This window comes from Sorangium sp. So ce119 (genome assembly GCF_051524405.1).
Classification (GTDB): Bacteria; Myxococcota_A; Polyangia; order Polyangiales; family Polyangiaceae; genus Sorangium; species Sorangium cellulosum_G.
Genome location: NZ_CP150310.1, coordinates 5,323,238 through 5,349,438 on the forward strand (window position 1 = coordinate 5,323,238; position 26,201 = coordinate 5,349,438).

Annotated in this window: 19 protein-coding genes and 1 tRNA gene; 11 read left to right on the forward strand and 9 right to left on the reverse strand. The window is 72.6% G+C overall.

The window, feature by feature from the left end; translation table 11 throughout:
* Window positions 1–20: 20 nt before the first annotated feature.
* Window positions 21–464, reverse strand: a complete 444-nt coding sequence (gene yajC / locus WME76_RS19965; protein WP_437961662.1) for a preprotein translocase subunit YajC — start codon at window positions 462–464, stop codon at window positions 21–23.
* Window positions 465–697: 233 nt separating this feature from the next.
* Window positions 698–1,840: a transketolase gene (locus tag WME76_RS19970; protein WP_437961663.1), complete on the reverse strand. Its 1,143-nt coding sequence runs from the start codon at window positions 1,838–1,840 to the stop codon at window positions 698–700.
* Window positions 1,841–2,322: 482 nt separating this feature from the next.
* On the opposite strand from WME76_RS19970, the gene WME76_RS19975 reads away from it, so the two are divergent.
* The 3 genes from WME76_RS19975 (at window position 2,323) to infC (ending at window position 5,461) form a co-directional block, all read left to right on the forward strand.
* A tRNA-Val gene (locus tag WME76_RS19975) sits at window positions 2,323–2,394 on the forward strand.
* 33 nt (window positions 2,395–2,427) lie between these two features.
* Window positions 2,428–4,494, forward strand: coding sequence for a threonine--tRNA ligase (thrS, locus tag WME76_RS19980; RefSeq protein WP_437961664.1), 2,067 nt, complete (start codon window positions 2,428–2,430; stop codon window positions 4,492–4,494).
* 244 nt (window positions 4,495–4,738) lie between these two features.
* Window positions 4,739–5,461, forward strand: coding sequence for a translation initiation factor IF-3 (gene infC, locus WME76_RS19985; protein ID WP_437961665.1), 723 nt, complete (start codon window positions 4,739–4,741; stop codon window positions 5,459–5,461).
* Between the two features lie 120 nt (window positions 5,462–5,581).
* Here infC and WME76_RS19990 read toward each other — a convergent pair whose 3' ends face one another.
* Together WME76_RS19990 and WME76_RS19995 are read right to left on the reverse strand one after the other, a co-directional pair.
* Window positions 5,582–7,144, reverse strand: a complete 1,563-nt coding sequence (locus WME76_RS19990) for a serine/threonine protein kinase (protein ID WP_437961666.1) — start codon at window positions 7,142–7,144, stop codon at window positions 5,582–5,584.
* 173 nt (window positions 7,145–7,317) lie between these two features.
* Entirely contained in the window at window positions 7,318–8,004 is a 687-nt protein-coding gene (locus WME76_RS19995) for an SMI1/KNR4 family protein (protein WP_437961667.1), read from the reverse strand.
* A 127-nt stretch (window positions 8,005–8,131) separates the two neighbouring features.
* On the opposite strand from WME76_RS19995, the gene WME76_RS20000 reads away from it, so the two are divergent.
* The 6 genes from WME76_RS20000 to WME76_RS20025 all read left to right on the forward strand — a co-directional run bounded on the left by WME76_RS20000 (window position 8,132) and on the right by WME76_RS20025 (window position 14,327).
* A complete protein-coding gene (locus WME76_RS20000) occupies window positions 8,132–8,404 on the forward strand; it encodes a hypothetical protein (RefSeq protein WP_061617970.1) in 273 nt (90 codons plus the stop codon).
* The gene (locus tag WME76_RS20005; RefSeq protein ID WP_437961668.1) at window positions 8,401–10,074 is read left to right on the forward strand and encodes a hypothetical protein; all 1,674 of its coding nucleotides are present in this window, start codon (window positions 8,401–8,403) and stop codon (window positions 10,072–10,074) included. Before WME76_RS20000 ends, WME76_RS20005 begins: the two co-directional genes overlap by 4 nt.
* Before the next feature lie 98 nt (window positions 10,075–10,172).
* Complete coding sequence (locus tag WME76_RS20010) at window positions 10,173–11,660, forward strand: hypothetical protein (protein ID WP_437961669.1); 1,488 nt, start codon at window positions 10,173–10,175, stop codon at window positions 11,658–11,660.
* A 22-nt stretch (window positions 11,661–11,682) separates the two neighbouring features.
* Window positions 11,683–13,062: a protoporphyrinogen/coproporphyrinogen oxidase gene (locus tag WME76_RS20015; RefSeq protein ID WP_437961670.1), complete on the forward strand. Its 1,380-nt coding sequence runs from the start codon at window positions 11,683–11,685 to the stop codon at window positions 13,060–13,062.
* Between the two features lie 87 nt (window positions 13,063–13,149).
* Complete coding sequence (locus tag WME76_RS20020) at window positions 13,150–13,707, forward strand: FMN-binding protein (RefSeq protein WP_437961671.1); 558 nt, start codon at window positions 13,150–13,152, stop codon at window positions 13,705–13,707.
* On the forward strand, window positions 13,704–14,327 hold the full coding sequence (locus WME76_RS20025) for a hypothetical protein (RefSeq protein WP_437961672.1): 624 nt from the start codon (window positions 13,704–13,706) through the stop codon (window positions 14,325–14,327). The genes WME76_RS20020 and WME76_RS20025 overlap by 4 nt, the downstream gene beginning before the upstream one ends.
* A gap of 130 nt (window positions 14,328–14,457) precedes the next feature.
* On the opposite strand, the gene WME76_RS20030 is transcribed toward WME76_RS20025, so the two are convergent.
* Together WME76_RS20030 and glgB are read right to left on the reverse strand one after the other, a co-directional pair.
* Window positions 14,458–15,078, reverse strand: coding sequence for a response regulator transcription factor (locus WME76_RS20030; RefSeq protein WP_437961673.1), 621 nt, complete (start codon window positions 15,076–15,078; stop codon window positions 14,458–14,460).
* A 500-nt stretch (window positions 15,079–15,578) separates the two neighbouring features.
* A complete protein-coding gene (glgB, locus tag WME76_RS20035; RefSeq protein ID WP_437961674.1) occupies window positions 15,579–17,819 on the reverse strand; it encodes a 1,4-alpha-glucan branching protein GlgB in 2,241 nt (746 codons plus the stop codon).
* A gap of 315 nt (window positions 17,820–18,134) precedes the next feature.
* On the opposite strand from glgB, the gene WME76_RS20040 reads away from it, so the two are divergent.
* The gene (locus WME76_RS20040; RefSeq protein ID WP_437961675.1) at window positions 18,135–19,715 is read left to right on the forward strand and encodes an aldehyde dehydrogenase family protein; all 1,581 of its coding nucleotides are present in this window, start codon (window positions 18,135–18,137) and stop codon (window positions 19,713–19,715) included.
* A 124-nt stretch (window positions 19,716–19,839) separates the two neighbouring features.
* Window positions 19,840–20,043, forward strand: a complete 204-nt coding sequence (locus WME76_RS20045; RefSeq protein WP_437961676.1) for a hypothetical protein — start codon at window positions 19,840–19,842, stop codon at window positions 20,041–20,043.
* 165 nt (window positions 20,044–20,208) lie between these two features.
* Here the strand turns inward: WME76_RS20045 and WME76_RS20050 are convergent, their stop codons facing one another.
* From WME76_RS20050 to WME76_RS20060, 3 genes are all read right to left on the reverse strand, one after another.
* A complete protein-coding gene (locus WME76_RS20050; protein WP_437961677.1) occupies window positions 20,209–21,183 on the reverse strand; it encodes a DUF2167 domain-containing protein in 975 nt (324 codons plus the stop codon).
* Between the two features lie 533 nt (window positions 21,184–21,716).
* Window positions 21,717–24,116, reverse strand: a complete 2,400-nt coding sequence (lon, locus tag WME76_RS20055; RefSeq protein ID WP_437961678.1) for an endopeptidase La — start codon at window positions 24,114–24,116, stop codon at window positions 21,717–21,719.
* A 266-nt stretch (window positions 24,117–24,382) separates the two neighbouring features.
* A complete protein-coding gene (locus tag WME76_RS20060) occupies window positions 24,383–26,152 on the reverse strand; it encodes an LA_2272 family surface repeat-containing protein (protein WP_437961679.1) in 1,770 nt (589 codons plus the stop codon).
* Window positions 26,153–26,201 lie beyond the last annotated feature (49 nt).

The following is a 26,201-nucleotide window of genomic DNA, read 5'->3' on the forward strand; positions in this document are numbered from 1 at the left end:
CTGTTGGGCCGAGCGCCGGCCTACGACTTCTTGTCCTTCGCCGGTTCCTTCGCCTTGTCGGCGACCTTGGCGTCTGCCGCCGCGACCTCGCCCGGGTCCGGGCCCTGGATCGCGCTCTTCAGGATCTGCACGTTCACGCCGGGGGCGATCTCGAGCTTGACCCTCGGTGAGTTCGGGCTGAGGTCGGTGATCCTGCCGAGGATCCCGGACTGGGTGTAGACCCGGTCGCCCACCTTGAGGTTCGATTCGAGCTGCTTCTGCTTCTTGTTCTGGCTCCGCGTCATCACGAAGATGAGCAGCAGCGGCAGCGCCAGGATGAGGAACGAGAAGGCCCCCCCGCCGAACGGCCCAGGCGGCGCCTCCCCTCCGGACGGCGGCGGCGGTTGACCTTCGACCGGCGCTGCGGGCGCGTTGCCCGCGCGCCCGGGGGCGGCGTTCGGCTGGAACCAGTTTGAGCTTGCCAAGGTGACGCGTCTCTCCGGGACCCGACGGGGCTCGCCCGCAAATTGCGGGCCTCTCCCAACCCCCCGGGGCCCGCCTCCATACCCAGGATCCAAGGGTCGCGCAAGGAGCTAGGCGGGCAGCCTCACCCGGGCACGACAGGAATCCAGCGTTGTGGGCTTTTCCGCTCCTGCTCCGTCGCGCCCTGCGCCGCCGGAGCGCCGCGGGTTCAGCGAGGGAGCGCCGCGGCGCGGCGTCAGCCGTCGCTGCCGAAGACCATGTGCCGGCGGGCCCGCTCGCCGCTCGCGATCTCCGCGAGCGAGAGGCGCACGTCGCGCTCGGTGATCGTGCCGTCGATCGTCGCGAACGTCGCGGAGATGATCGGCGGGATGCGCCCGACGCCGGGGAAGCCAGGGGCCCACGTGAGCGCGTCCGCGAACGCGGCCTTCACCCCGGCGGCGACAGGCCCGTACGGGGCGAGCGGCACGTCGAGCGGCTCGAGCACCACGACGGCCCTCGCCCGCCCGAGGGTCTTCACCACCTCCGCGCCGAAGAACGGGCGGAGCGCGCGCACGCCCACGAGGCCGACGCGCCGGCCCTGCGCGCGCAGGCTGCGCACGACCTCGCGGGCCGCCGGGAAGGCGCAGCCCACCACGACCATGATCTCCTCCGCGTCGGCGGTGTCGACGCGCTCGATGACGCCGAGCGGCCTGCCGGTCAGCTCGCAGAGCTCCCTCATGGCGCTGGTGAGCGCGAACGGCACGCGCGCGCAGAAGCTCCGCTCGGCCCGCTTGCGCACGACGCCGCGGCCCTGCGGGCGAGGGCCCCCGTCGCCGTCGCTCTCGCCGGGCGCCGCGTCGGTGAAGGTCGGCGCGGTCCGCTCCGCGCCGAGGAAGCGGGCGGCGAGCTCCCGCGCGCCGCCGAGGCCGGACACGTACGACGGCAGCGCGTCGACCAGGTGCAGGAACGGCGTCTCGCTGTCCTCGGCGGCGCGCCGCGCCACGAGCGCCATGTCGGCGGCCTCCTGGTTGCTCCACGTGACCAGCACCCCCGCGCCGACGTCGAGCGCCGGCGCGAGCTCGTCGCGCCCCACGGCGAGCCCGCCGCGCCGCTCGATGACGTGCACGGTGAGCGGCGTCCGCACCGCCGCCGCCTCGCCGAGCGCGGCGAGGGCCCCCACGAGCTCGTGAGCGCCCAGCACGACGCTCGCCCGCTGCCCGGCGCGGGTGCGCGCCGCGGCGCCGCGGATGGCCTCGGTGGCGCTCGCGGCGCGCTCGATCGGCAGATCGCCTGGCACCGCCGCGTGGGCGGCAAAGAGCGCGCCCCCCGCGGCCACCTCGACCACCGCGATCACCGCCGCCGGATCCGGCGGCGAGCCCAGACCGTCAGGTCCTGCCATCCAGCCGTTCGTCACCCGAGCCGCATCCGAGGTCAAGCGCGAGCGCGATCGGATCGCGCGTGACGACCGGCCTGGAGTGACGCGGCGATCGCGACGCCCGTCTCTGGACGTAAGGGGCATCGGCGTGAATCGGTGGTTCAGCGTGGCTCAGGCAACCCGAGAGGTGCGCTTGAACGGCCCTGCGCCGCGCTCGGCGACGGCGCGCAGCGCAGGGCGGTCGGCTGGCGCCGCGCGCAGCACTCTCCCATGGCCCCGAGCGACCGCATGGCCCCGAGCGACCGCTCGCTCGAGCTCGGGTGTCCCAGACGGGGACGTCGGGCAGCACCGGCGAGGGCGCCGTACCGGCCGCACCGACGGCTGCCGCCGCGCGTGCCTCCGCGCCCAAAACGCGGTCGCCGGAAAATGATCGCTTGACGGAGTCGTACGCCCTTGATAGGAGGCGCTCTCCGTTTCGTCGGCCTCGTGCCGAGCGAGCGGGACATAGGCGCGTAGCTCAGTGGTAGAGCACTACCTTGACACGGTAGGGGTCGCCGGTTCGAAACCGGCCGCGCCTACAAATCAGCAGGAGACTTAGCCTGCGAGGTTTCATGGCCCTCGATCAGACAGCCCAGGCCGCCTCGGCGGCCCGCACCACGGTGCGCGAGGCTCTCGCCGACGACATCGCCAAGGACCGCACTGTCATCGGCGCCCGCGTCAACGGGCGCCTCCTCGATCTCCACACTCCCATCCTCCGCGACGAGGCGACCCGGATCGAGCCGGTCCGGACGACCGATCCGGACGGCCTGCGCATCATCCGGCACTCGACGGCGCACATCATGGCCGACGCCGTGCAGCGCCTGTTTCCGGGCACGAAGGTCACGATCGGGCCCGCCATCGAGGCGGGCTTCTATTACGACTTCGACAAGCCGAGCGGCCCCTTCACGGACGAGGATCTCGCCAAGATCGAGGCGAAGATGCGCGAGATCATCGCCGCGGGCCGCCCGTTCCGGCGCGACGTGGTGAACCGCGAGGCGGCGCACGCGCTCTTCGCGCAGATGGGCGAGACGTACAAGCGCGAGCTCATCGACGCGATCCCGCCGGGCGAGGACGTCTCGCTCTACCGGCACAGCGACGGCGAGCGCGAGTGGGTCGACCTCTGCGAGGGGCCGCACGTGCCGGACGCCTCGGTGCTGCAGGCCATCAAGCTCGTCAGCGTGGCGGGCGCGTACTGGCGCGGCGACGAGCGCAATCCGATGCTCCAGCGCATCTACGGCACGGCGTTCCCGAGCCAGGCGGCGCTCGACGAGCACCTCAAGCTCCTCGCGGAGGCGAAGGAACGCGACCACAGGAAGCTCGGGAAAGAGCTCGAGCTCTTCATGTTCCACGAGTACGCGCCGGCGATGCCGTTCCTCCTGCCGCGCGGCGCACACGTCTACAACGCGCTCGTCCAGTACATGCGCGACCTCTACGTCGACTACGGCTACGAGGAGGTCATCACCCCGCAGATCTTCGACAAGCGGCTGTTCGATACGAGCGGCCACCTGCCGAACTACCGCGAGAACATGTACCTGCCGGTCACGGCGGAGCACCTGGATGCGGCGCGGCTCTCGCTCCGGCTCGGCGTCTCCCCGGGGGAGGCAGACGCGGCGAGCTACAAGGAGGCCGACACGAAGCGCGACGCGGCCGTCCTGGAGCAGCTCGCGGAGCTCGAGCGGCTCGCGCAGAAGCCGATGAACTGCCCGAGCCACTGCCTCATCTTCGGGCAGCGGCGGCGCAGCTACCGCGAGCTGCCGTGGCGGCTCGCCGATTTCGGGCGGCTCCACCGGTACGAGCGCGGCGGCGTCGTCCACGGGCTCGCCCGGGTGCGGAGCTTCTGCCAGGACGACGCCCACATCTTCTGCGCACCGGAGCAGATGCAGGGCGAGATCCAGGCGTTCCTGCGGCTCCTGCTCGAGGTGTACGCGGCGTTCCGGTTCGCCAGGATCGACATCAAGCTCGCGACCCGGCCCAAGAAGCGCATCGGCACCGACGCGCAGTGGGACGCCGCCGAGGGGGCGCTCGCGGACGCGCTGAAGCAGGCCAGCCTCCCCTTCGAGATCGCGCCCGAGGAGGGCGCGTTCTACGGTCCGAAGCTCGAGTTCCACGTCGAGGACGCGCTGCGCCGGAGCTGGCAGCTCGGCACCATCCAGGTGGACTACGCGCTGCCCGACCGGTTCGAGCTCGAGTACACCGGCGCCGACGGGGCCGCCCATCGCCCCGTGATGCTCCACCGGGCGATCCTCGGCTCGCTCGAGCGGTTCTTCTCGGTGTACCTCGAGCACATCGGGGGCGCTTTCCCGGCCTGGCTCGCCCCGGAGCAGGCGATCATCGTGACGGTCAGCGAGAAGCAGGCCGCCTACGCCGAGGAGGTGGTCGCCCATCTCCGGAGCCGCGGGCTCCGGGCGAGGGCCGACCTCAGCTCCGACAAGCTCGGCGCAAAGATCCGGGCGGCGCGGCTGACGCGCGTCCCGTACGTGGTCGTCGTCGGCGACAAGGAGGCCGAGGGCCGCAAGGTCGCCCCCCGGTCGCGCGACCTGAACAAGGACCTCGGGGCGATGCCGCTCGAGGAGTTCGCCGACCGGCTCGCCGCGGAGTCGAGGCCCCCTCGCCTCGCCGTGAGCTCATCGAGTTCGTGACCTGCCGTTCCGTCCGGATCCTCCCGCCGGCAGGCCCCTCCCCCACCCCCGTCGAGCCCGGTAGCCCCGGGCTCGGAACGCCCGTGCGCCGCAGCGGCTGTCGTGCTTGCTGCCGTTGCCTGCGGCGCGGAGTCAGGCGACATTGGCGTGGTGATGGTCGCCGCGACCGGGTTCGGTCGCGCAGCGGCGGTCCGTCGCTTTCAGGATCACAGAACACAAGGAGGCAGGGAAATATCACATGGCGATGAGACGCTTCGACCCCCGGCAGGCCCAGCGGGGGCCGCAGATCCGCATCAACCAGCGCATCCGCGTCCCGGAGATCCGCGTCATCGGCGATGACGGCGAGATGCTCGGCATCATGCAGACCCACGAGGCGCTGCGCCGGGCACAGGAGAAGGGGCTGGATCTCGTCGAGGTCAACCCGAAGGCGGATCCTCCGGTCTGCAAGATCCTCGACTTCGGCAAGTACAAGTACGACGAGAAGAAGAAGGCCCGCGAGGCGAAGCGCAAGCAGAGTGTGGTGGAGATCAAGGAGATCAAGCTCCGTCCCAAGACGGACGATCACGATCTCGAGTTCAAGACCAGGGCTGCGCACCGGTTCCTCGGCGCCGGTCACAAGGTGAAGTTCACCGTGCGCTTCCGCGGCCGCGAGATCACGCACCCGGAGAAGGCGCAGGAGCAGCTCGACTGGATCGTCCAGCACTGCGAGGAGATCGCGAACGTCGAGGTGCGCCCGATGATGGAGCAGCGCACGATGACGCTGATGATGGCGCCCAAGCCCGCCATCCTGCAGAAGGTCGCGCAGGCCCGCGCCGCCGCCGAGAAGGCCCGTCAGAAGGCGCTCCAGGAAGGACGCGCCGCTCCGTCGACGGACGACGCGGAGGACGAGGAGATCGAGAAGCTCGAGAGGCAGCTCGAGGAGCAGGACGACGACGACGACGACGACGAGGCCGAGGGGAACGCGTAAAGCGCCCGGCGAGAGCGCGCCACGACGCTTGCGGCGCCTGCAGCGCGGCGCGGGCGTCAGCGCGCCCGCCGCGGCGTCAGCGCGCGCCCGTCACGGCGTCGGTGCGCGCCCGCCGCGGCGTCAGTGCGGGATCAGACCGCCGAACCACGCGCCCGCGGCGAGGACCGCCAGCGCGGCGAGGATCAGCACGGCCTTCACGGCGCCGCCCCCTGCCGGGGGGAGCGGCCCCGGGTCGAGGTCGCGCGGGGGCGCCACGGCGAGCGGCGCCAGCGCCGGCGAGGGCGGCGCAGCGCGCTGGAGCCCGGGCGCGTGCTGCGGGGAGGCCAGGGTCGTCTCGGGCTTCCTCACGAAGGGCTGCTCGGCGAGCGGCGGCGGCGTGAGCGGCGGCGGCGTGAGCGGCGGCGGCGTGAGCGGCGGCGGCGTGAGCGCGAACGGCGGCGGCTCCGCGGGCCTGGGCGGAGGAGCTGCCGGCAGCGTCGGGGGCGGGGCGAGCAGCTCGGGCTCCTCGAGCGCGGCCAGGTTGCCCGCCTCGACCGACACCGCGGCCAGGGACCGCCGCATGAGGTCCTCTCCGGGCGCCGAGATCTTGATCTCGTCGGCCCACTTCCCGATGTCCTCGAAGGCCGAGATCTTGAGCGGCTCGTTCAGCCGCGCGGTGCTCGGCGCCGCCTTGTCGTCCGGGAGCGACGTGAACTCGAGCAGGGTCTCTTCGATGAGCCTGTCGATGAACGACGCCTTCTCCGACGCGGGGGCGCGCCTGCGGAGCGCCATGGCGCTGCGGACGTGCTCGGCGATGTCGTAGGCGCTGACCGGCCGGCCGAATCTGTAGAGGAAGTTCGTTAGATCGCGGCCGAACTCGCGCGCGGAGGCGTAGCGCTCGCCCGGCTCGCGGGCGAGCGAGCGGGCGATGATGCGATCGAGCTCGGGGGGAACGGCCTTGTTGATCGTGGAGAGCGGCGGGATCTGCGCCTGCTGCACGAGCTTGACGGTCTGGTAGTCGGTGTCGCCGAGGAAGAGCCGCTTCCCGGCGAGCATCTCCCAGAGGATGGCGCCCACCGCGAAGATGTCGGTGCGGTGATCGACCTCCAGGCCCTGCGCTGCCTCGGGCGAGAGGTAGCTGAATTTGCCCTTGATGATCCCCGCCTCGCTCTTCTCGAGCTGGCTCGTCGCCTTGGCGAGGCCGAAGTCGACGATCTTCACCTCGCCGTATTTCGTGATGAGCACGTTCGGGGGCGACATGTCCCGGTGCACGATCTTGAGCGGGTGCCCGTCGGCCGCCTTGAGCTCGTGGGCGTACGTGAGCCCCTCGCAGAGCTTCGCCGTGATGAACACCGCGGACTCGACCGGGAGCGTGCGGCCCGCCTTGCGCATCGACTCGAGGACGGCCTTCAGGTCGGCGCCGTCCACGTACTCCATCACGATGAAGTACGCGTTGTCGCCGACGCCGATGTCGAACACCTGCGCGACGTTGGAGTGGGAGAGGTGCGCAGACAGCCGCGCCTCGTCGAGGAACATCGCGATGAAGCGCTTCTTCTCGCTGAGGTGCGGGAGCACGCGCTTGATCGCGACCTGCTTCTTGAACCCCTCGATCCCCGCGCTCTCCGCGAGGAATACCTCGGCCATGCCGCCCGAAGCGAGCCGCTCGACGACCCGATAGCGCTGCTGCTGGTGGGCTTCCGTCATGCTCCGCCTAGTACATCACGTCCCACGCTGTGCGCGGAAACAACCGGCTCTTCCTCCCGGCGCCCTGCGCGCGACGCGCAGGCGTGCGCTCTGTCACGAGCGCGCGCGAGGTCCAGAGGACGCGCTCTCGACGCGGGCAGCGACGAGGGCGGGCGTCCGGACGCGGCGCGGGCTCAGCCCGTGAGCGCGCTCCTCGCGAACGAGCGAGGCGCAGGCGTGAGCGGCACCGCCACGGCGCGCGGGCGGCTCCTCGGCGCGACGAGGGCGCGCTGGCGCGGCGTCAGATCGAGCTGCGCGGCGGCGCGCTGGCGGCGATCGTCGAGCTCCGCGGCGAGCATGTCCTTCACCATGTCGAGCAGCTCCGGGAGGCCCGAGAGGCGCAGCCCGACGTCGTTCGTCCAGAGGATCACCTCGAGCTCCCCGTCAGGCGCCTTCGCCTCCGGATCCCAGGCGAACACGGTCTCGGCCGCCGCGTCGATCCCGAACGGGACGAGCGCGCTCCGCGCGCCGTAGCGGCCGCGCACCGTCGTCGGCGCGGCGTCGCGACCGCCTGCGCCGCGCGCCTCCTCGCTCTCGCAGTGCTCGAGCACCATCCGGCCGACATCCATGTACGAGCCGCGCGCGAGCGCGCGCACCCCGAGCAAGCTGGCGCCCTCGAAGAGCTGCGGCCAGCCGTCGTGGCGCGCGAGCAGCTCCCTGTAGCTCGGCGGCAGCGGCATCCCGAGGCGACGCTCGACGCCGGCGATCGCCGCTTCGGACGCTCCCGCCGGCGGCGCGATCGGCATCCCCCGCCGCGGATCCATCCGCGCGAGCTCCAGCTTGAGCGCGCGGATGCGGTGCATCGACTCGAGCCACTTCATGCGCGCGACCCTACGCGCCCGGCGCCCGAAGGAGCAAAAAACGCGCGACGCCCGGCGCCGCGACGCGGCCGCGGCCCGTGGAGCGCGGGCGCTTGACAGTCATGTGCGCTGGCGGCACGGTGCTTGCGTGGCCGACGTGGGGTCCTGGGCATCGCTTCGCACCGCGCGCACCGCCTTCGTGGTGGCGGGCGTCACGTTCGTGTTCGTGTCGCTCGCGACCGCGTGCCTCGACTACGCGGGCGAGGAGCTGTTCGATCAGTGCGACACGCCCGCGGCGCCGCTGCCCGGCTCGGGATCCGGGTCGGGCGCGATCGTCGACGCAGGCGCGCCCGGCGCGGATCAACCGGACTGCGGCGCGCCGACGCACGCGCCCGGATCGGGCTCCGGCTCGGGCTCGTGAGGGAGGAGCGGCGCGACGCGGTCGCCCTCGCCGCGCTCACCGCCGCCGCGCTCGCCTCACGCCTGCTGTTCCGCATCGACCACGACGAGGACATCGACGCGCTCCGGTTCGCGCTCGGCGTGGAGCGCTTCGACGTGGCCGAGCTCCGCCCGCACGCGCCGTACTACCCCGCGTTCATCGCGGCGGCGAAGGGGGCCGCGCTGCTCGGCGCGACGCCGCGCGCCGCGCTGAGCCTCGTCAGCGCCGTGTCGGGCGCGGCCACCGTCGCCTCCACGGCGCTGCTCGCGCGCGCCGTCGCCGGGCGGCGCGCCGCGGTGTTCGCCGGCGTGCTCGCGCTCGCCTCGCCGTTCCTGTGGCTCTCTTCCGAGAAGCTCCTCAGCGACATGACCGGCGCCGCGGTGACGACCGCGGCGCTCTGGCTCTGCGCGCGCTCCCGGCGCCTCGGCCGCACAGCGGGCGCCACGTCCGCCGCGCCGCCCGGGGCCGAGCCGCCTGACGCGCAGCCCTCGGCCGAGCCGCCCGACGCGCAGCCCGGGGCCGAGCCGTTCCACGCGCGCGCCGCGCGTCTGCGCACGGGCGCGCTCGTGCTGCTCGGCGTGGGGCTCGGCGTGCGGCTCTCGTACTTCCCGTTCGCGCTCGCCTGCCTCGCCGCCATCGCCCGCGCCGAGGGCGGCCGCGCCGCCTGGCTCGCGCGCGGCCGCGACCTCGCGACCGGCGTGCTCCTGTGGCTCGTGCCGCTCGTGCTGATCGCGACGCCGCGCGACCTCGTCGCGACGACGTGGGTCCAGGGGCTCGGGCACTTCACCCGCTGGGGAGGCACGGCGATCACCGTCTCGTCGCCGCTCGATCGCCTCCACGGCGTGGTCTGGGGCCTCTGGGCCAACGGCCTCGGCGGAGCGTGGCCGGACGCCCCGGCGGCGCGGTGGCTCGGCGCGCCGCTCCTGATCGCGCTCCTCGTCGCTGCGGCGCGCCGCGCCGCGCCCCTCCGCCGCGCGGCGCGCGCGGCGCGCGATCAGCCCGAGATCTGGGCCTCCGCGCTCGCCTACTTCGTGTGGGCGCTCCTCGGGCAGAACATCGCCTACAAGCCGCGGCACTGGCTGCCGCTCGTCCCGCTCCTCCTCGTCGCGCTCGCCGCCGGCGCGGCGTCGCTCGTACCTGCCGCCCCGGCCGCGGCGCGCGCGGCGCGCCTGCTCGCGATCCGCGCCGCTGCGCCCGCCGTCGTCGTCGCGGCGCTCGCGGCGCAGTGGTTCGCGGACGGGCTCTCCCTCGCGCGCCAGCACCAGGCGCCCTCACCGGCGGCCGCGATCGTGGGCATCCTGCGCGACGCCGACGCCGAGCAGCGGCCCGTGCTCACGCGCGACCTCGACCGGATGATCCTGGAGGGCGCGCCGGGCCGGCGGCCGGTGCGCGTCCGCAGCGACGCCGCGCTGGTCCGTGCCGTCGAGCAAGCCGGCCCCGCCGGCGCGCTCATCACCAGCGAGGCGCTCTCCCGGGAGGCGCGCGACGCGCTCGCCGGCCGCGGCTACGCGATCTCGATCCGCTTCGCGCGCCCGCGCTCGCGCTACGTCGACGCGCTCTGGAGCGATCTCGCCCTGCTCGAGGCGGCGCCCTCGGCGCCTCCGGCCGATCAGGCGCAGCCGCGTCCGCCGCGCGCCGCGACCGCGCGCTGAGAACGAGGTTGACCTCCGTTTTCAGGGGCGCGAAGACTCGCGCCCTGCCGAGCGCCTCGTCGGGCGACCGGTCCTCGTCCATGAAAGCGACCTCGTCCTTGCGGCCTCGCCCTGCGGGTGTCGCCCTCAGCGCGCTGCTGCTGTCCCTTGCCGCCGCCACGCCAGCCGCCGCGCAGCCTGCGGCGGCACCTCAGCCCGCGGCACCGCCGCCCGCGGCGGCACCGCCGCCCACGTCGGAACCTCAGCCCGCAGCGACCCCGCAGGCCGCGGCGGCCCCGGAACCCGCGGCACCTCAGCCCGCGGCACCTCAGCCCGCCACCGCCCCTCAGCCCGCTGCGGATGGCCCGGTCCTCGATCTCCCCCCCGAGGACGCCACGCCGCCGCCCGAGGCGCCGAAGCCCGCCGTCGGCCTGGGCGCCGGACGGGCGCCGGAGCACGAGCTCGCGCGCGGCCTGACCGAGCAGCGGTTCCGGAGCGCCGCGGCGAGCACCAGCAGCACGTCCATCGGCGGCTACGGCGAGGTGCAGGTCCGCGGCACCACGACGGGCCGCGAGGGCGAGCGCGCGTGGGTCGCCGACATCCCCCGGCTCGTGCTCTTCGTGGCGCACGAGTTCACGAGCGACATCCGGTCCTACGTCGAGCTCGAGGTGGAGCACTCGCTGTCGTGCGCGAGCTGCCCCGGCGCCGCGGAGCTCGAGCAGGCCTACCTCGAGTGGAACGTCGCCGGCCGCGCCCTCGGGCTGCGCGCGGGCCTCGTGCTCGTCCCGATGGGGATCATCAACCAGTGGCACGAGCCGCCCGTGTTCCACGGCGTGGTCCGGCCCAAGGTGGAGACCGTCGTCATCCCCTCGACGTGGCGCGAGATCGCGATCGGCGCCTTCGGCCAGCCGCTCGACTGGCTGCGCTTCGAGGCCTACGCGATGACCGGCCTCGATCCGCTCGGCTTCCGCGCCGGCGGCCTCGCCGGCGGGCGGCAGAGCGGCGGGCTCGCCCGCGCCAACGCGTGGGCAGGCGTCGCCCGCGTCGAGGCCGAGCCGCTGCTCGGCGTGATCGCCGGCGCCTCCGTGTACGCGAGCGACGCAGGACCGAACGGCGACGGCAAATTCTTCCTTCGTGACGGCACACCGGTCGACCTCACGATCCCGGTCGTCGGCTGGTCGCTCGACGCGCGTTGGCGCAGGAGCGGCATCGAGGCGCGGGCCCTGTTCGCCCAGTGGCACATCCCCGAGGCGCGCGCCCTCATGGTCTCGTTCAACGCGAGCGGCGCGCCCAGCTTCATCGACCCCACGAGCCCCATCGGCAGCCGGATCCGCGGCGGCTACGTCGAGGCCGCCTACGACGTGCTCCGCCCGCTCGGCCTCGGCCACGAGCTGCTGCCGTTCGCGCGCCTCGAGGCGTACGACACGCAGTCCGCGGTCCCCGAGGGCTTCGCGGCGAACGCGTCGTACGGCGTCCGCGAGCTCACGCTCGGGGCCTCGTACCGGCCGACCCAGGGCGTCGTGCTGAAGGCCGACTACCAGCTGCGCGACCGCACGCTGGGGTTCGACCAGACGCAGCTCAACGTCGGGCTCGGGTTCATGTACTGAGCGCACGGGCCGAGGGCACGCCATGTCACTCCGCCCAGACGACGCGGGGCCCGAGCGCCTCGTCGTCGGCGCCGGCATCTCCGGCCTGTACGCCGCGCTGCTGCTCGCGCGCGCCGGCCGGCGCGTGCGCCTCCTCGAGCGCGCGGCGCGCCCCGGCGGGCTCGCGGGCGCCGAGGTGTTCCGCGGGCTGCCGTGCGATCTCGGCTCGCACCGGCTCCACCCGGCCGCGCTCGAGCAGCCGCTCTTCCGCGAGGTGCACGCGCGCGCGCCGTTCCTCACGCGCCCGCGGCGCGGGGTGCTCGTGCTCGGCGAGCGCCATGTCCCCTACCCTCCGAGCGCGCCCTCGATGCTCCGCGCGCTCGGCCTCCGCGCCGGCGCCGCGATGGGCCTCGGCTTCGTGGCGCAGCGCGGCCGCCGCGCGGCCTTCGCCCGGTGGGAGCACGACCGCGCGAGCGCGGGCGAGGACGTCGGCTTCGAGCGGTTCGTGCGCGATCGCGTCGGGGCGGCGGCGTACGCCTCGTTCTACAGGCCCTACGCCGAGAAGGTCTGGGGCATCCCGCCGGCCGAGCTCTCCCAGACGGTCGCGAAGAAGCGGATCAGCACGACCACCCCGCTCGCGCTCTTCAAGGAGCTCGCCCGCGCGCGCGGCGGCGCCGCGGCGGACCTCGCGCGGTTCGTCTACCCGCCGGGCGGCATCTCGTCGATCATCGGGTACCTCGAGGTGCGGCTCGCGGAGGCCGGCGTCCGGGCCGAGTGCGGCGCCGCCTTCGACCTCGCCGCGCTGGGCGCGGGCGCGGGCGCGGGCGCGGCGCCGGTCCTCTTCGCGGGCGACCTCGCGGACCTCGTGCCCGACGCGCGCCTCGAGCACCGCGGGCTCTACCTCGTCTACCTCGCCTACCCGCGCGCGCGGGTAGGCGCGCCGGAGACGTACTACTGCCCCGACCCGCGCTTCTGGTTCGGCCGCGTCTCCGAGCTGCAGAACTACGCGCCCGATCTGCGCCGCCCCGGCGAGACGGTGCTGTGCGTGGAGATCCCGGAGGGGGCCTGGGGGCGCGGGCGCGACTTCGCCGCGGGCCGGCCGCTGGAGGCGCTGCTCGACCAGCTCGTCCGCGCGGGCATCGCCCCGCGCGGGGTCGCGCCGATCGAGGCCCGGCAGCGCTTCGTGCCGAACGTGTACCCGCTCTACCGGCGCGGCTGGCTTCAGGACTGGCGCGCGGCGATGCGCAGCGCCGCCGCGCTCGGCGCGCTCCCGTTCGGGCGGCAGGCGCTGTTCCTGCACTGCAACCTGGACCACTGCGCCGCCATCGCGGCCGACGCGGTGGCGCACGTCGAGGCCGGCCAGAGCCCGGAAGCGTGGGTGTTGAACGCGGAGCGCTACCTCGACGTTCAGGTGCGCGATTGAGGCACCCAGGCCGCGGAAACCCCGGGATTCACCGCCTGAACGCTGTTGACTTTGACTTTCACGAGTGACAGGTTCGTCAGAGCTTTGATGCGTCCTTCCCGTACTGGCCACTTCACCGCCGCCGCGGCGTTCGCGCTCCTGCTCGCGGCGCTCCCCGCCCACGGCGCGACGTACTGGACGGTCCCGGCCGTCCTGAAGAGCTTCTTCGCGAGCTCGAAGAAGGTCGGGTACCGCAAGGTCGTCCTCAGCGACACCGAGGCGCAGGAGATCGGCAAGAAGCTCGGGGCGCCGGTCAAGCGCGAGTGGGTGGTGTACGTCGCGGAGTCGGACGGCAAGACCGACGGCTACGCGATGAAGGACGAAGAGAAGGGGATGCACGAGCCGATCGACTTCGCCGTGAAGTTCTCGACGGCCGGCGCGGTGGAGCGGATCGAGATCCTGGAGTACCGCGAGGCCTACGGCGACGAGGTCCGCGGCGATCGCTTCCGCGCCCAGTTCCACGGCAAGACCGCGAACGACCCGATCACGGCGGGCAAGGACATCGACATCGTGTCGGGCGCATCGATCTCGTCCCGCTCCGTGGCGCTCGGCGTCAAGCGCGACACGCTCGTCCTCCAGCTCGCGCTGAAGCGCGGCGGGCTGTGAGGGACTTCGCCGCGGCAGCGGGGCGGCTCAGGTCGCTCTCGCTGGGCGCGAAGCTCCTGTACACGGCGTTCACCGTCGCGTCCGTCATCGGCCTGCTCGTGTCGTGGCGCCTCTACGGGGCGATGGTCCAGGACGCAGGCTCCGCCGGGTACTATGCGGGCGCGGCGGTGGTCGCGCCGGCGCCCGCCCCGACGCAGACGGCCGCGCCGGCCGAGGGGCCGGCGCTCGACCTCGGCCCGGAGCTCGAGCTCCCCGCGACGCCGGAGGCGCCGCGGGTCCTCGTGGAGCAGATCTCCGAGCGGAAGCTGCTCGAGGTGACCCACTTCCACCTCTTCTCCGTGCCCGTCTACGTGCTGATCCTCGCGCACCTCTGGCTGCTCGCGAGGCTGCCGTCGTGGCTGCACACCGCGGGTGTCGTGGCCGCGGTCGTCGCGAGCGGGCTGCACATGGCGGCGCCGTGGCTCGTCCGGGGCGCGCCCGGCGCGGCGGCGCTGATGCCGGTCTCCGGCGTGGCGATGCTGCTGTCGCTCGGCGCGATGGCCGTCGTCTCGACCGTGGACATGTGGCTGCCGAGGCGGTCGCGGCGGGGCGACGCGGCGCCGCCCGCGGACGCAGCGTAGAGCGCGCCGCGCGCCTACCAGGCCCGGGGAGCCGCAGCCTGGGCTGGCCAGCGCCAGGCGGCGTCGAGCACGCGCGACATCGCGCTTGCCGTGCTCCAGAGATCGTTCGCAAACCAGGTTGAGCAGGGCGTCAGCTGGGTGGTTTCCACCGCCGCGCGCCCCGCTTGAGCCAGCGGGACGTGAGCGACCAGGCGAGCTCCAGCGCGTCCTTGCTCTCGAACGGCTTGCGCAGGAGCCGCAGCTCGGGCCGCCTGAGGCGCCGGATCACGTCGTGCCACGAATAGTCCGAGTAAGCGCTGCAGATCACGGCCTCGATGTCCGGACATTCGCACCAGATCCGCTCGATCGTCTCGACGCCGTCCCAGCCCGGCGGCATCCGCATGTCCACGAACATCAGCGCATAGGGGCGGCCGCTCCGCTGCATCCGCCTGGCCTTCTCGAAGCCCTCCTGGCCCTGGCAAGCGCCGTCCACCAGGAACGTGGTCCTCGCGACGGGCGCCGGCGCCCCGAAGATCGCCGCGTCGAGCGCGTCGAGGTCCGACGCCGCCCCGGAGTCCGGACAGAGGAGCTTCTGGAAGTCACGATGAATGGCCGGGTTGTCGTCGATGACAAGGACCCTGCGGACATCGCTTCCTTGCGTGGAGTCGGGCCCCGTCCAGGGGGCGGGGGGCGGCGGCGACAGGAAGCGCGACGGGCCCCCCCGGGTGACCGTCGCCTTCATCTGACCGAGGAGCTTGTCGTGGCTGCTCATCAGGATGTCGTGGCCCCGGACGCAACCGAGGACTCCAGATCGCTCGCGTCCCGATCGCAGACAGTGAAACGGCGCCGCCTGGACAAGTCCCACCCCCTTCAGAACGCAGCCGCTCCGACGAGCGACAGCGCCAAAGCCATCGAGAAGACCCTTTTAGTAAAGAACTTTTTATTTCAAAGCAAGTATGTTTCGAACGCTCCAGTCGGCCGGACGCATGAAGCCCCGAGCACGCGTGGTGCCATGTTGAACAATTGAACAAGGAGACGACGCGCGCTGTATCAGCGGGCGTGATTCTTCGACTTGAACGGAAACAGGGCGCTGCGATCTGGCCCGAGAGACGGATACTCCGACCCGAACGGATGAGGGCGCACCTCGTCGCCGCGGCGGCGAGCAGGTCTGAGGAGGTGGGATGAACGGGCGCCCGGCAGGGGGGCTGGCCGAGGAGCGCGGCGCTTCCTCGCCGCGCCGTGCTCCACGGCGCGCAGGACCGGGGCTCAGGGTTACGCGTCGCGCTCGGGGGCGAGCCAGAGCACCGCGAGGGGCGGGAGCGTCAGGACGATGGACTGCGGGAACCCGTGACAGGGGACGTCCTCGACCTCGACACGGCCCATGTTGCCCACGCCGCTGCCGCCGTACTCGGTCGCGTCGGTGTTGAGCACCTCGAGATAGGCGCCGCGGCGCGGGACGCCGATGCGGTAGTTGTGGCGCGGGACCGGCGTGAAGTTGCCGATGAACACCACGTGCACGCCCGAGGGCGACATCTGATCTCCCGCGCCATCCCCGTAGCGGATGAACGAGATCACGGTCTGCATGGTGTCGGTGCAGTCGATCCACCGGAAGCCGTGGTGCTCGTCGTCGAGCTCGTACATCGCCGGGTACTTCTTGTAGAGCGCGTTGATGTCCGTGAGCAGCTTCTTCAGCCCGGCGTGCTGCGGGACGTTGAGCAGGCCCCAGTCGAGCTCCGTCTTCTCGCTCCACTCGGCGAACTGGCCGAACTCGCCGCCCATGAAGAGCAGCTTCTTGCCCGGGTGCGCCCACATGTAGCCGTAGAGCACGCGCAGGTTCGCGAGCATCTGCCAGTAATCCCCGGGCATCTTCGAGAGCAGCGCCTTCTTGAGGTGGACGACCTCGTCGTGGCTCAGCGGCAGGAGGAACTTCTCGGAGAAGGCGTAGATGAGCCCGAACGTGAGCTGGTGATAGTGGAACGCGCGGTGGATGGGCTCGTGCTTGAAGAAGTCGAGCGTGTCGTGCATCCACCCCATGTTCCACTTGAAGTCGAACCCGAGCCCGCCGACGTACGTCGCGTGCGTCACCGACGGCCAGGCCGTGGACTCCTCGGCGCACAGGATCGCGCCCGGGCAGCGCTCGTGCACCCGGTTCGACAGCTCGCGGATGAAGTCGATGGCCTCGATGTTCTCGCGGCCGCCGTACCGGTTCGGCACCCAGTCGCCGCCCTGCGCGGCGTAGTCGAGGTAGAGCATCGAGGCGACCGCGTCGACGCGCAGGCCGTCGATGTGGAACTCGTCGAGCCAGTAGAGGGCGTTGGCGACAAGGAAGTTCCGCACCTCGTGCCGGCCGTAGTTGAAGATGTAGGTGTTCCACTCGCGGTGCTCGCCGAGCCGCGGGTCGAGGTGCTCGTAGAGCGCCGTGCCGTCGAAGCGGCCGAGCGCCCACGCGTCCTTCGGGAAATGCGCCGGGGTCCAGTCGAGGATCACGCCGATGCCCTTCTGGTGACACCGGTCGACGAAGTAGCGGAAGTCGTCGGGGTCGCCGTAGCGGCTGGTCGGGGCGTAGTAGCCCGCCACCTGGTAGCCCCACGAGCCGTCGAAGGGGTGCTCCATGACCGGCATCAGCTCGATGTGCGTGAAGCCGAGCTCGGCCACGTACTCGACGAGGTGGTCGGCGAGCTCGCGGTAGGTCATCCAGCGCATCCCGTGCTCGTACGGCGGGCCCTCGCCCGGCACGCGCCGCCAGGAGCCGGGGTGGACCTCGTAGATCGCGATCGGCTTCTTGCGCGAGTCGAGCTGGCCGCGCTCCCGCATCCACGCGCCGTCCTGGAACGTGTAGCGGCTCGTGGTGACCCGCGAGGCGGTGGCGGGCCTGAGCTCCATCGCCTGCCCGAGCGGGTCGCTCTTCACCGTGACGTGCCCCGCCGGGGTCTTGATCTCGTACTTGTAGAGCGCGCCGTCGCCGAGGCCGGGGACGAAGATCTCCCAGAAGCCCTCGCCCATCCGGCGCATGGCGTGGCGGCGGCCGTCCCAGCAGTTGAAGTCGCCGATGACGCTGACGCGCCGCGCGTTCGGGGCCCAGACCGCGAACGCCGTCCCGGAGACGCCGTCGACCTCGCGCACGTGCGCGCCGAGGACGCGGTAGAGCTCCCAGTGCCTCCCCTCCGCGAGGAGGTGAAGATCGATGTCGCCGAGCGTGGGCCGCATGGCGTACGGATCGAGCTCCACGGAGGCGTTCCCGTCCGGATAGCGCAGGTCGAGCTGGTAAAGGAAGCGGCCCTCCTCCGGGTAGGACACGCCGGGGAAGCGCGCCTCGAAGAGGCCCGCGGGGTGCACGCGCTCCATCGGCAGCTTCGGCAGCGACGGATCGGCCGGGAGCACCGTGATCTCGGTGGCGTCCGGACGAAAGACGCGGACCACCAGGTCGTCTTCCTCTTCGTGCGGGCCGAGCACATGGTGGGGATCCGGGTGCTCTACAGCGGCGATGAGATCGACTTCTCGTTGTTCCAACATGTCGGGGTCTGCCTATACCGGCTCCTCTCGCCGACGTCATGTCGAGAGTCCGCCCGAGACGCCAACCAGGCTCGCCCCGACGTACCGCCGTCGCCCCGGCCCGCAGGTCCCCCCTGGCGCGGCCGCGGTGTGCTCACCATTTGTCCGCGGTGCAACATCGGACGTCGGGGGCCGATCGGGCGCAGAGCGGCCGAGAAACAGGGCGAATGCTCATTTGCTGTACCTTCGCAAGAGGGGTAGGGTCCCGGCGCCGAGCAGCGAGCCGCGGGGGCCGTCCGGCAAGAACGCGGGGCTCGAAAGGCGGAGGGATCGATCATGGGTCAGGTGGTGAGCGAACGCGCGATCGGGGGCAACGGCAGCGGTCCGGGGGTGAACGGGCACGGGGGCGAGGCGATCCGCAGCTACGCGCCGGCGACCGGGGAGCTCCTCGGCGAGGTCCCGAACACGAGCGCCGAGGACGTGCGGGCCGCGGTCGCCCGGGCGCGGCGCGCGCAGGAGGCCTGGGGCGCGCTGCCCGTCGAGGAGCGCTGCCAGCGCGTCCTCCGCTTCCGCGACGCCATCGTCGATCGCGCCGACGAGATCGTCGACCTGCTCTCGCGCGAGTGCGGCAAGCCGCGCCACGAGGCGCTCCTCCACGAGGTGCTGGTCGCGGCGGACATGGCGACGTACTTCGCGGACATCGCGCCGAAGGCGCTCGAGCCGCGCGAGATCAAGCTCCACCTCTTCAAGCACCGGCGCAGCTGGGTCCACTACGCCCCGCGCGGCGTGGTCGGCGTGATCTCGCCGTGGAACTTCCCGTTCCAGCTCGCGCTGCGCGACGTGCTCGCGGCGATCGTGGCGGGCAACGCCGCCGTGCTCAAGCCGAGCGAGGTGACGCCGCTCATCGCCCTCAAGCAGAAGGAGATCTGGGACGGCGCGGGCATGCCGGAGGATCTCTTCCAGGTCGTCACCGGCTACGGGCCGACCGGCGCGGCGCTGATCGACAGCGGGATCCAGATGCTCGTGTTCACGGGCAGCGTCAGCACCGGCAAGCGGGTCGCCGCGGCCTGCGGGGAGCGCCTCATCCCGTGCGTGATGGAGCTCGGCGGCAAGGCGCCGCTCATCGCCTGCGCGGACGCCGACGTCGAGCGCACGGCGCAGGCGATCGTGTTCGGCGGGTTCGCGAACGCGGGGCAGGTCTGCCTCTCGGTGGAGCGGGTCTACGCGCACCGCGAGATCCACGACAAGCTGCTCGAGCGCACCGTCGAGATCACGCGGGGGCTGAACCAGGGCGATCCGGGCAAGGAGTTCGTCGACGTGGGGGCGATCATCTTCGCGCCGCAGATCGAGGTGGCCGAGCGGCACATCAAGGACGCGGTCGAGAAGGGCGCCAGCGTGAAGGTGGGCGGCAAGCGGGCGCAGGGGCAGGGCCAGTTCTTCGAGCCGACGATCCTCGCGGGCTGCGACCACGCGATGACGGTGATGAAGGAGGAGATCTTCGGGCCGGTCGTGCCGTTCATGCAGGTCGCCACCGAGGAGGAGGCGATCCGCCTCGCGAACGAGTCGCACCTCGGCCTGAACGCGTACGTCTTCTCGGAGGACACCGACCACGCGCGCCGGCTCGCCGAGCGCCTGCAGGCGGGCAGCGTGCTGGTGAACGACGTGCTCATGAACGGCGCCCTCCCCGACGCGCCGTTCGGCGGCGTGAAGCAGAGCGGCTTCGGCCGGGTGATGGGCGAGGACGGGCTGCGGCAGATGTGCGACGTCAAGCACATCAACGCGGACCGCGTCTCGCTGGGGTCGAAGGACCCGATCTGGTTCCCGTACACCGAGGCGTCGTACGGCTGGTTCAAGCGCGGGCTGCGCGCGCTCTACTCGAGCGGGAGCTGGCTGCGGCGGATCGGCGAGCTCTTCTAGAGCGGGAACGCGGGGCCGGCCGGGGGCCAGGCAGGACGGCCGCCGGGTGGGGACGGCGGCGCTTTGACGTCGTCCCCGACGCGTGCCCTTGCTCCTCTGCCCCCTTCCGATTCACGCCGCATTCATGCCCACCCGCCCCGATACCTCGCCGAGCGACCCCATCCTCGCGACGATCGACCGCGCGCCGCGGGTGCACAGGCTCACGCCAGAGCAGTGTGCCGAGCTCGAGCAAGACCTCGCCGACATGGCGGCGGGCCGAGCGCGCCTCGTCGCGCACGAGGAACTCCCGCAGGCCCTGGAGGAGCTGGCCCGCGAGCAGGACGGATGAGCTTCCGCGTCGTCTGGAACTTCCCCGCCCTGGTGACGCTTTACAGCCTGCCGATGCACTCGGCCTTCATGGAAGAGCACGTCAAGGGTGACGAACAGGCCACGAAGCAAAGGTTGCTCGGGCCGATATTGACTCTTCTTACCCCGGGCGGGGATGACCGCCTGGTCAGGCGCGCCCGCGGACCCGGTCCCAGAACACCTTGGCGCCGCCCGCGACAGCCACCAGGCCGGCGACGACGAGCTTCTTGCTGGCGAGCAGCACGGCGAGCAATCCCTTGAACAGCCCCGCCTTGGCCGCCACCTTGCCCGCGACCAGGGCGCCGATGCCGTACGCGGCCACCTGGTCGATGTTCTCGTCGAAGTCCTCGTAACGGTTGCCGGGCTTGAACTCGACGAACTTCAGCACGCTCTGCATCTCGCTCCGCACGGTCGCGAGCTGGTTCATGCCCGAGACGGCGTTCAGCTCGAGCACGCCTTTGCGCCCGAGCACGCGGATCGAGTAGTTGAGCGTGCGGTCCTTGTTGCCGTCGAACTCGAGCGTCTTCGCCCAGTAGAGCTTCTTCGACGCGGGGTCGTAGTGAGGCGGCTCGGCCCAGCCGATCAGGCGCACGGCGGGGAAGCCCGCCTTCTGGCGCTCCGGGTTGTTCTCGCTGGTATCCTTCTGCATTTCGGACAGGAGCTCGCCGAAATCGATGTCCTTCGCGTCGTCGTCGTCGACGTGGCCCTCCTCCACGTAGCTGATCACGATACCCCACGAGTCGTCCGCGATCGGGCTCACGCCGGCCGGGAACAGCATGCCGAGCGCCTCGGACCCCGGGGGATTGCCCCAGGCCTGGAGCACTTTCCTGGCGCCCTCCGGGCCCGTGAAGCGGAACGCCTCCGGGACGTCGAGCTCGGCGAGGTTGTCACCGACCGTGACCTTCCCGCTCTGGAGGTTCAGCCCGGCATCGAACTTCTGCATCGCCGCGGCGATCTCCTCCGCCGTCGGCTCCCGCTCTGCGTCGCCGGACGGCGCCGCCGCAGCCGGCTGCGCGGCCCCCTCGGGCGCGGCGCCAGCCGCTCGGGCTGCGGGCGCCGCGGGCGCGGCCGGGCTCGGGTCCCCGGCCGCGGCGAGCGCGCTGGCGCCGAGCACCAGGGCCACCGAAGCGATCGAAGCAAGTCGACGATGTGACATAGTCCCCTCCAGGCGGAACACCCTGCCGCCTTCAAAAAATTCGGAGCATTGGAACAGAACGTCCTGCGGCACACAAGCGCAGCGCAGGGTTCCCGCACGCTGTGGAGAAGGCGCCCGCGACCGTGAGCTCCGCCCGATCTCCGCCCGACCGCTTTACCGGCTCCCACAAACCGCTTTACCGGCTCCACAAGACGACGTGAGCGCCGGCGGGGGGCTGTGCGCGGCGGCGCGCGGGCGGGCGCGGCGAGCACCGACCGAGGTGCCATGAGGTATCAGGAGGCTTTACGTCTCAGGCGCGCCTTGTGTGGCGCGCAACGAGACGTTTCAGGTGGCATGGCCCGAAGGGAGACATGCCGGGTGGTGTTGCATGCGCAAGCTCCCCGGCCCCCGTCTTGGCGGATGGCCGAGCGCCCGCCCGCGCGCCGCCGCGCACAGCCCCCCGCCGGCGCGGCCGCCTCGGCATGTCCCCCCTCCCCGTGCGCGGCGGCCGTCGGCTCGGCCTACGCGGCGGCCGCCGGCTCCGCCGCGGGGACGCCCGACGCCGCGGGCGCGGCGGCGGCCTCGAGCGGCGCCTCCTCCAGCGCGGCCGCGAGGACCTGGCTCATGTCCTCGACGAAGATGAGCTCGAGCTCGGCGCGCACCTCCTTCGGGATCTCCTCGGCGTCGCGCGCGTTCTTCTGCGGCAGCACGACCCGCGTGATGCCGGCGCGGTGCGCCGCGAGCACCTTGGACTTGATGCCGCCGACAGGGAGCACCCGGCCGCGCAGCGTGCACTCACCCGTCATCGCCGTGTCGGACCGCACCCGCCGCCCGGAGAGGAGCGACGTCAGCGCCGTGAACATCGTCACGCCCGCGGAAGGCCCGTCCTTGGGCACGCCGCCCGCCGGGACGTGGATGTGCAGGTCCTCCGCCTCGAGCTTCGCCGTGTCGACGCCGAGCTCGCCAGCGTGGCTCCGCACGTAGGAGAGCGCCGCCCTCGCCGACTCCTTCATCACGTCGCCGAGCTGACCCGTGATCTCGACCCTCCCCTTCCCCGGCATCCGCGAGGTCTCGATGAACAGGATGTCCCCGCCCACCGGCGTCCAGGCCAGCCCCGTCGCGACGCCAGGCACGCTCGTGCGCTCGGCGACGTCGCTGAAGAACCGGACCTTGCCGAGGTACTTGCCGAGATCGTGCGCCTCGACGACCAGGCGCTGGGCCTTGCCGTCCGCGGCGCGGGCGACCTCGAGCGCGACCGCCCGGCACAGCTTCTTGATCTCGCGGCCGAGCTGCCGCACCCCGGCCTCCCGCGTGTAGTCGCGCACGATCGCGGCGAGCGCGTCGTCCGTGATCGTGAGCAGCGCCGGATCGATCGCGTGCTCCTTGAGCTGCTTCGGGGCGAGGTGCGACCGCGCGATCGCGATCTTCTCGTCCGGCGTGTACCCGGACAGCTCGATGACCTCGAGCCGGTCCCGGAGCGGCGCGGAGAGCGCGCCGAGATCGTTCACCGTGCAGAGGAAGACGACCTCGGACAGATCGAACGGGAGCTCCATGTAGTGGTCGACGAACGTCCGGTTCTGCTCGGGATCGAGCACCTCCAGGAGCGCCGCCTCGGGCGAGCCGCGCCAGCCGGCGCCGAGCTTGTCGACCTCGTCGAGGAGCACGACCGGGTTCTTCACCTTCGCCTTCTTCAGCGCGTGCACGATGCGCCCGGGCAGCGCGCCGACGTACGTCCTCCGGTGGCCGCGCAGCTCCGCCTCGTCGTGCACGCCGCCGAGGGAGATGCGCACGAACGGGCGGCCGGTGGCGTCCGCGATCGACTGGCCGAGCGACGTCTTGCCCACGCCGGGCGGGCCCGCGAAGCAGAGGATCGTCGCGCGGGGCTGGCCGGTCAGCTTGAGCACCGCCATGTGCTCCAGGATGCGGCGCTTCACGTCGTCGAGTCCGCGGTGGTCCTCGTCGAGCTTCGCCTGGACGGCGTCGAGGTCGTCCTTCACCGCCGCCCGCGCGCTCCACGGCAGGTCGGCGATCCACTCGAGGTAGGTGCGGATCACGCTGTGCTCGGCGCTCTGCGGGCCGACCGACTCGAGCCGGCGGAGCTCCCGATCGGCGACCGCGCGCGCCTCCTCGGGGAGGCCGGCCTCGTCGAGGCGCCGGCGGAGCGTCGACAGCTCGTCCTCGCCCTCCTCGCCGCCCGCGAGCTCCTTCTGGATGGCGCGGAGCTGCTCGCGGAGGATCGCCTCGCGCTGCCCCTTGCCGAGCTCGCGCCGCACGTCGCTGTCGATCTTCTTCTTCAGATCGGCGAGGGCGGCCGCCTCGGAGAGCAGGGCGGCGACCTTCTGGAGCCGCGGCGCGACGCGGAGCTCGGCGAGCACCTCCATCTCCTTGTCGGTCGGGAGGCCGAGCGCGCCGGCGATCTGGTCGGCGAGGAGGCCGGGCTCGGCGCGGCTCGTGGCGGCGATCTCGGCGAGGTTGGTCGCGAGCTTCGGGCCGATCTCGCGGGCGCGCTCGCGCAGCGACGCGGCGAGCAGGCGCGCCTCCTCGGCGTCGCCGAGGAACTCGGGCGCGACGGCGCCCTCGGCCCGCCAGGTGGGCTCGGTCTCGACCAGGGCGGTGAGCGCGAAGCGATCGAGCCCCTCGATCACCAGGCGGAAGCCGTTCGAGACGCGCGTGACGTCGACGACCCGGGCGAACGTGCCGATGTCGTGGAGGTCCTCGCGCCGGGGATCCTCGCGCTTCGGGTCGCGCTGCGCGATGACGCCGATCACGTCGCCGGCGTGCACGCCGTTGAGCAGCGCCACCGAGCGGGCGCGGCCCACCGGGAGCGTGAGCACGGTGCCGGGGAAGAGCACGCCCGTGCGGAGCGGGAGCAGGGGAAATGGAGAGCGAGGCGCGCTGGCGCCGCTGCGAAGCTGGCTCATGCAGACTCCTGTGGCAGCGGTCGGCTCGCGCCATCCCTGCCGGAATCGATGGACGGTTGGTGGATGAGGTGCGCCGCGCCTCCGCCGGTCAGGGCGGCGCGCGGCGCGCGGATGGGAGGCTCACGTAGACCGCCGCGAGCGACCGCTCGGGCGAGCTCCATGAATCGATGAACGAAAAGTAAATTCGTTCATGCGTCCGTCAACCCGCCACCGACGAGCACGGTGCGCTGGGCCGGAGCGTCGGCGCGGAAGGCGCGGCGCCCGGGTCAGAGCACCTGCACGCCGAGCACGACGCCGGGCCAGCCGCGCTGGGTGAAGGAGCCGTCGATGCGGAGCGGGATGCTGCCGTAGGGGCTCAGGCCGGCGTCCTCGGGGGTCTCGCCGAACGCGACGTTGTAGCTGGGGCCGCCGAAGACCGCGAACCCGGGGAGGAGACGGAGGCCAAGGAGCGCGCGCGCCTGCGTCAGCACGGCCGTGGGCTTGAGCGCCGCGGGCTCGTGGAGCGAGTACCCGAGCACGTCCAGGTCGAGGTATGTGCGCTTGCCGAGGGTGATGCGGCCGCCCAGGCCGAGCGAGTATGCGAGGAGGGGGCGGTCGCCGGAGAGGCGGACGCCGATGCCGTAGATGTTGTGAAAGTGATCGCTGCCGTGCTTGATGCCGGCCATCGCGAGGCCGGACTCGGTGCCCCAGGCGTCGATGTGGAGGCGGCCGTTGCGGACGATGGTGAGGAGCCCGAGCGAGAGCGGCGAATCGTCGGCGTAGTTGACGAGGCCGATCTGCGCGCCGCGCACCTTGCCGGTGGACACGTTGAGGATCCCGATCTGCACGCCGGTCGACTCGCCGGCGGCGAGGTTGGCGAGGCTGATCTGAAGGTCGCTCGTCTTGCCCGCGGCGACGTCGGCGAGGCCGATCTGGACGTCGGTCGACTCGCCCACGGCGACGTTGGCCAGGCCGACCTGCACGTCGGTCGACGGGCTCACGGCGACGTTGGCGAGGCCGACCTGCACGTCGGTCGACTCGCCCACGGCGGCGTTGGCCACCCCGAGCTGCGCGCCGTCCACGGCGCCGAGGGCGACGCTCAGCACGCCGCCCTGCACGCCCGTGACCGGACCGGTGGCGAGGTTGAACGAGCCGATCTGCGCGCCGCGCAGCGACGTGGCGAGGTTGAGCCCGCCGGTGATCTGCACGCCGCGCGCGGGGCCGAGCACGACGTTGGCGGCGGAGGAGAACTGCACGCCGCACAGGAAGGACGAGAGGATGTTGACACCCGCGGCGAGCTCCACGCCCGTGACGCCCGCCGTGTAGCTGCCCACGAGGTTCAGCGAGTAGCGGCGGACGACGTTGGTGCCGGTGACCGTGGAGGATCCGACCAAGGGCACGACGTCGCCGCCGAGGAGGACGGTCTCCGCGCCGGGGAGGGCGCAGGGAGGAGGCTCCGGCGCGGAGCGCGCGGGCCGCGACGGCGGGCTCGCGTTGCCCGCGGCAGGTGCTGCGGGGGGCGCCGGCGGCGCCGCGGCCGGCCCGTCGGACGGGCGCTTGCCCAGCGCGGCGGCGAGCTCCGCGGCCTCGTCGCGGACGAGGTTGCCCGCGAGCAGCGCGATCGCCTCGGCGGCGCGATCGGGATCCTCGGGGACGTCGATCGTGCGCCCGATGTGGCGGCCGTCGCCGGCGCTGTACGTCAGCGTGACGCGGCCGTCGGCCTCGCCGCGGAGGACCAGCGTGGGGCGCGCGGCGGCCGCCGCGTCGACCACCGTGACGGGGCCGCCGAGCTCGCGCCCGAGCGCCGCGCGCACCGCCTCGGGATCCAGCGTCCACCCGGCGCCGTCGACGACGAGATCGACGCCCGCGGCGCTCGGCGCGGCGGCGAGGGCGCCCGCGGGGAGCGCGGTGGCCGCGGCGAACACGCCCGCGGCCGCGAGCGCGCGCAGCAGGACGAAGCCCGCGCCGAGGACGGCGCCGCGCGTGGAGGCCTTCCGAAGGGCGCGCGGGAGGCCGCCCCGAGATGCGAGGTGAGGAGCGGTGTCGGGTGTGTTCATCGACCGTGCAGTGCCCGCTCGAGGCGCGTTCGTTCACGCGCGCCCAGCG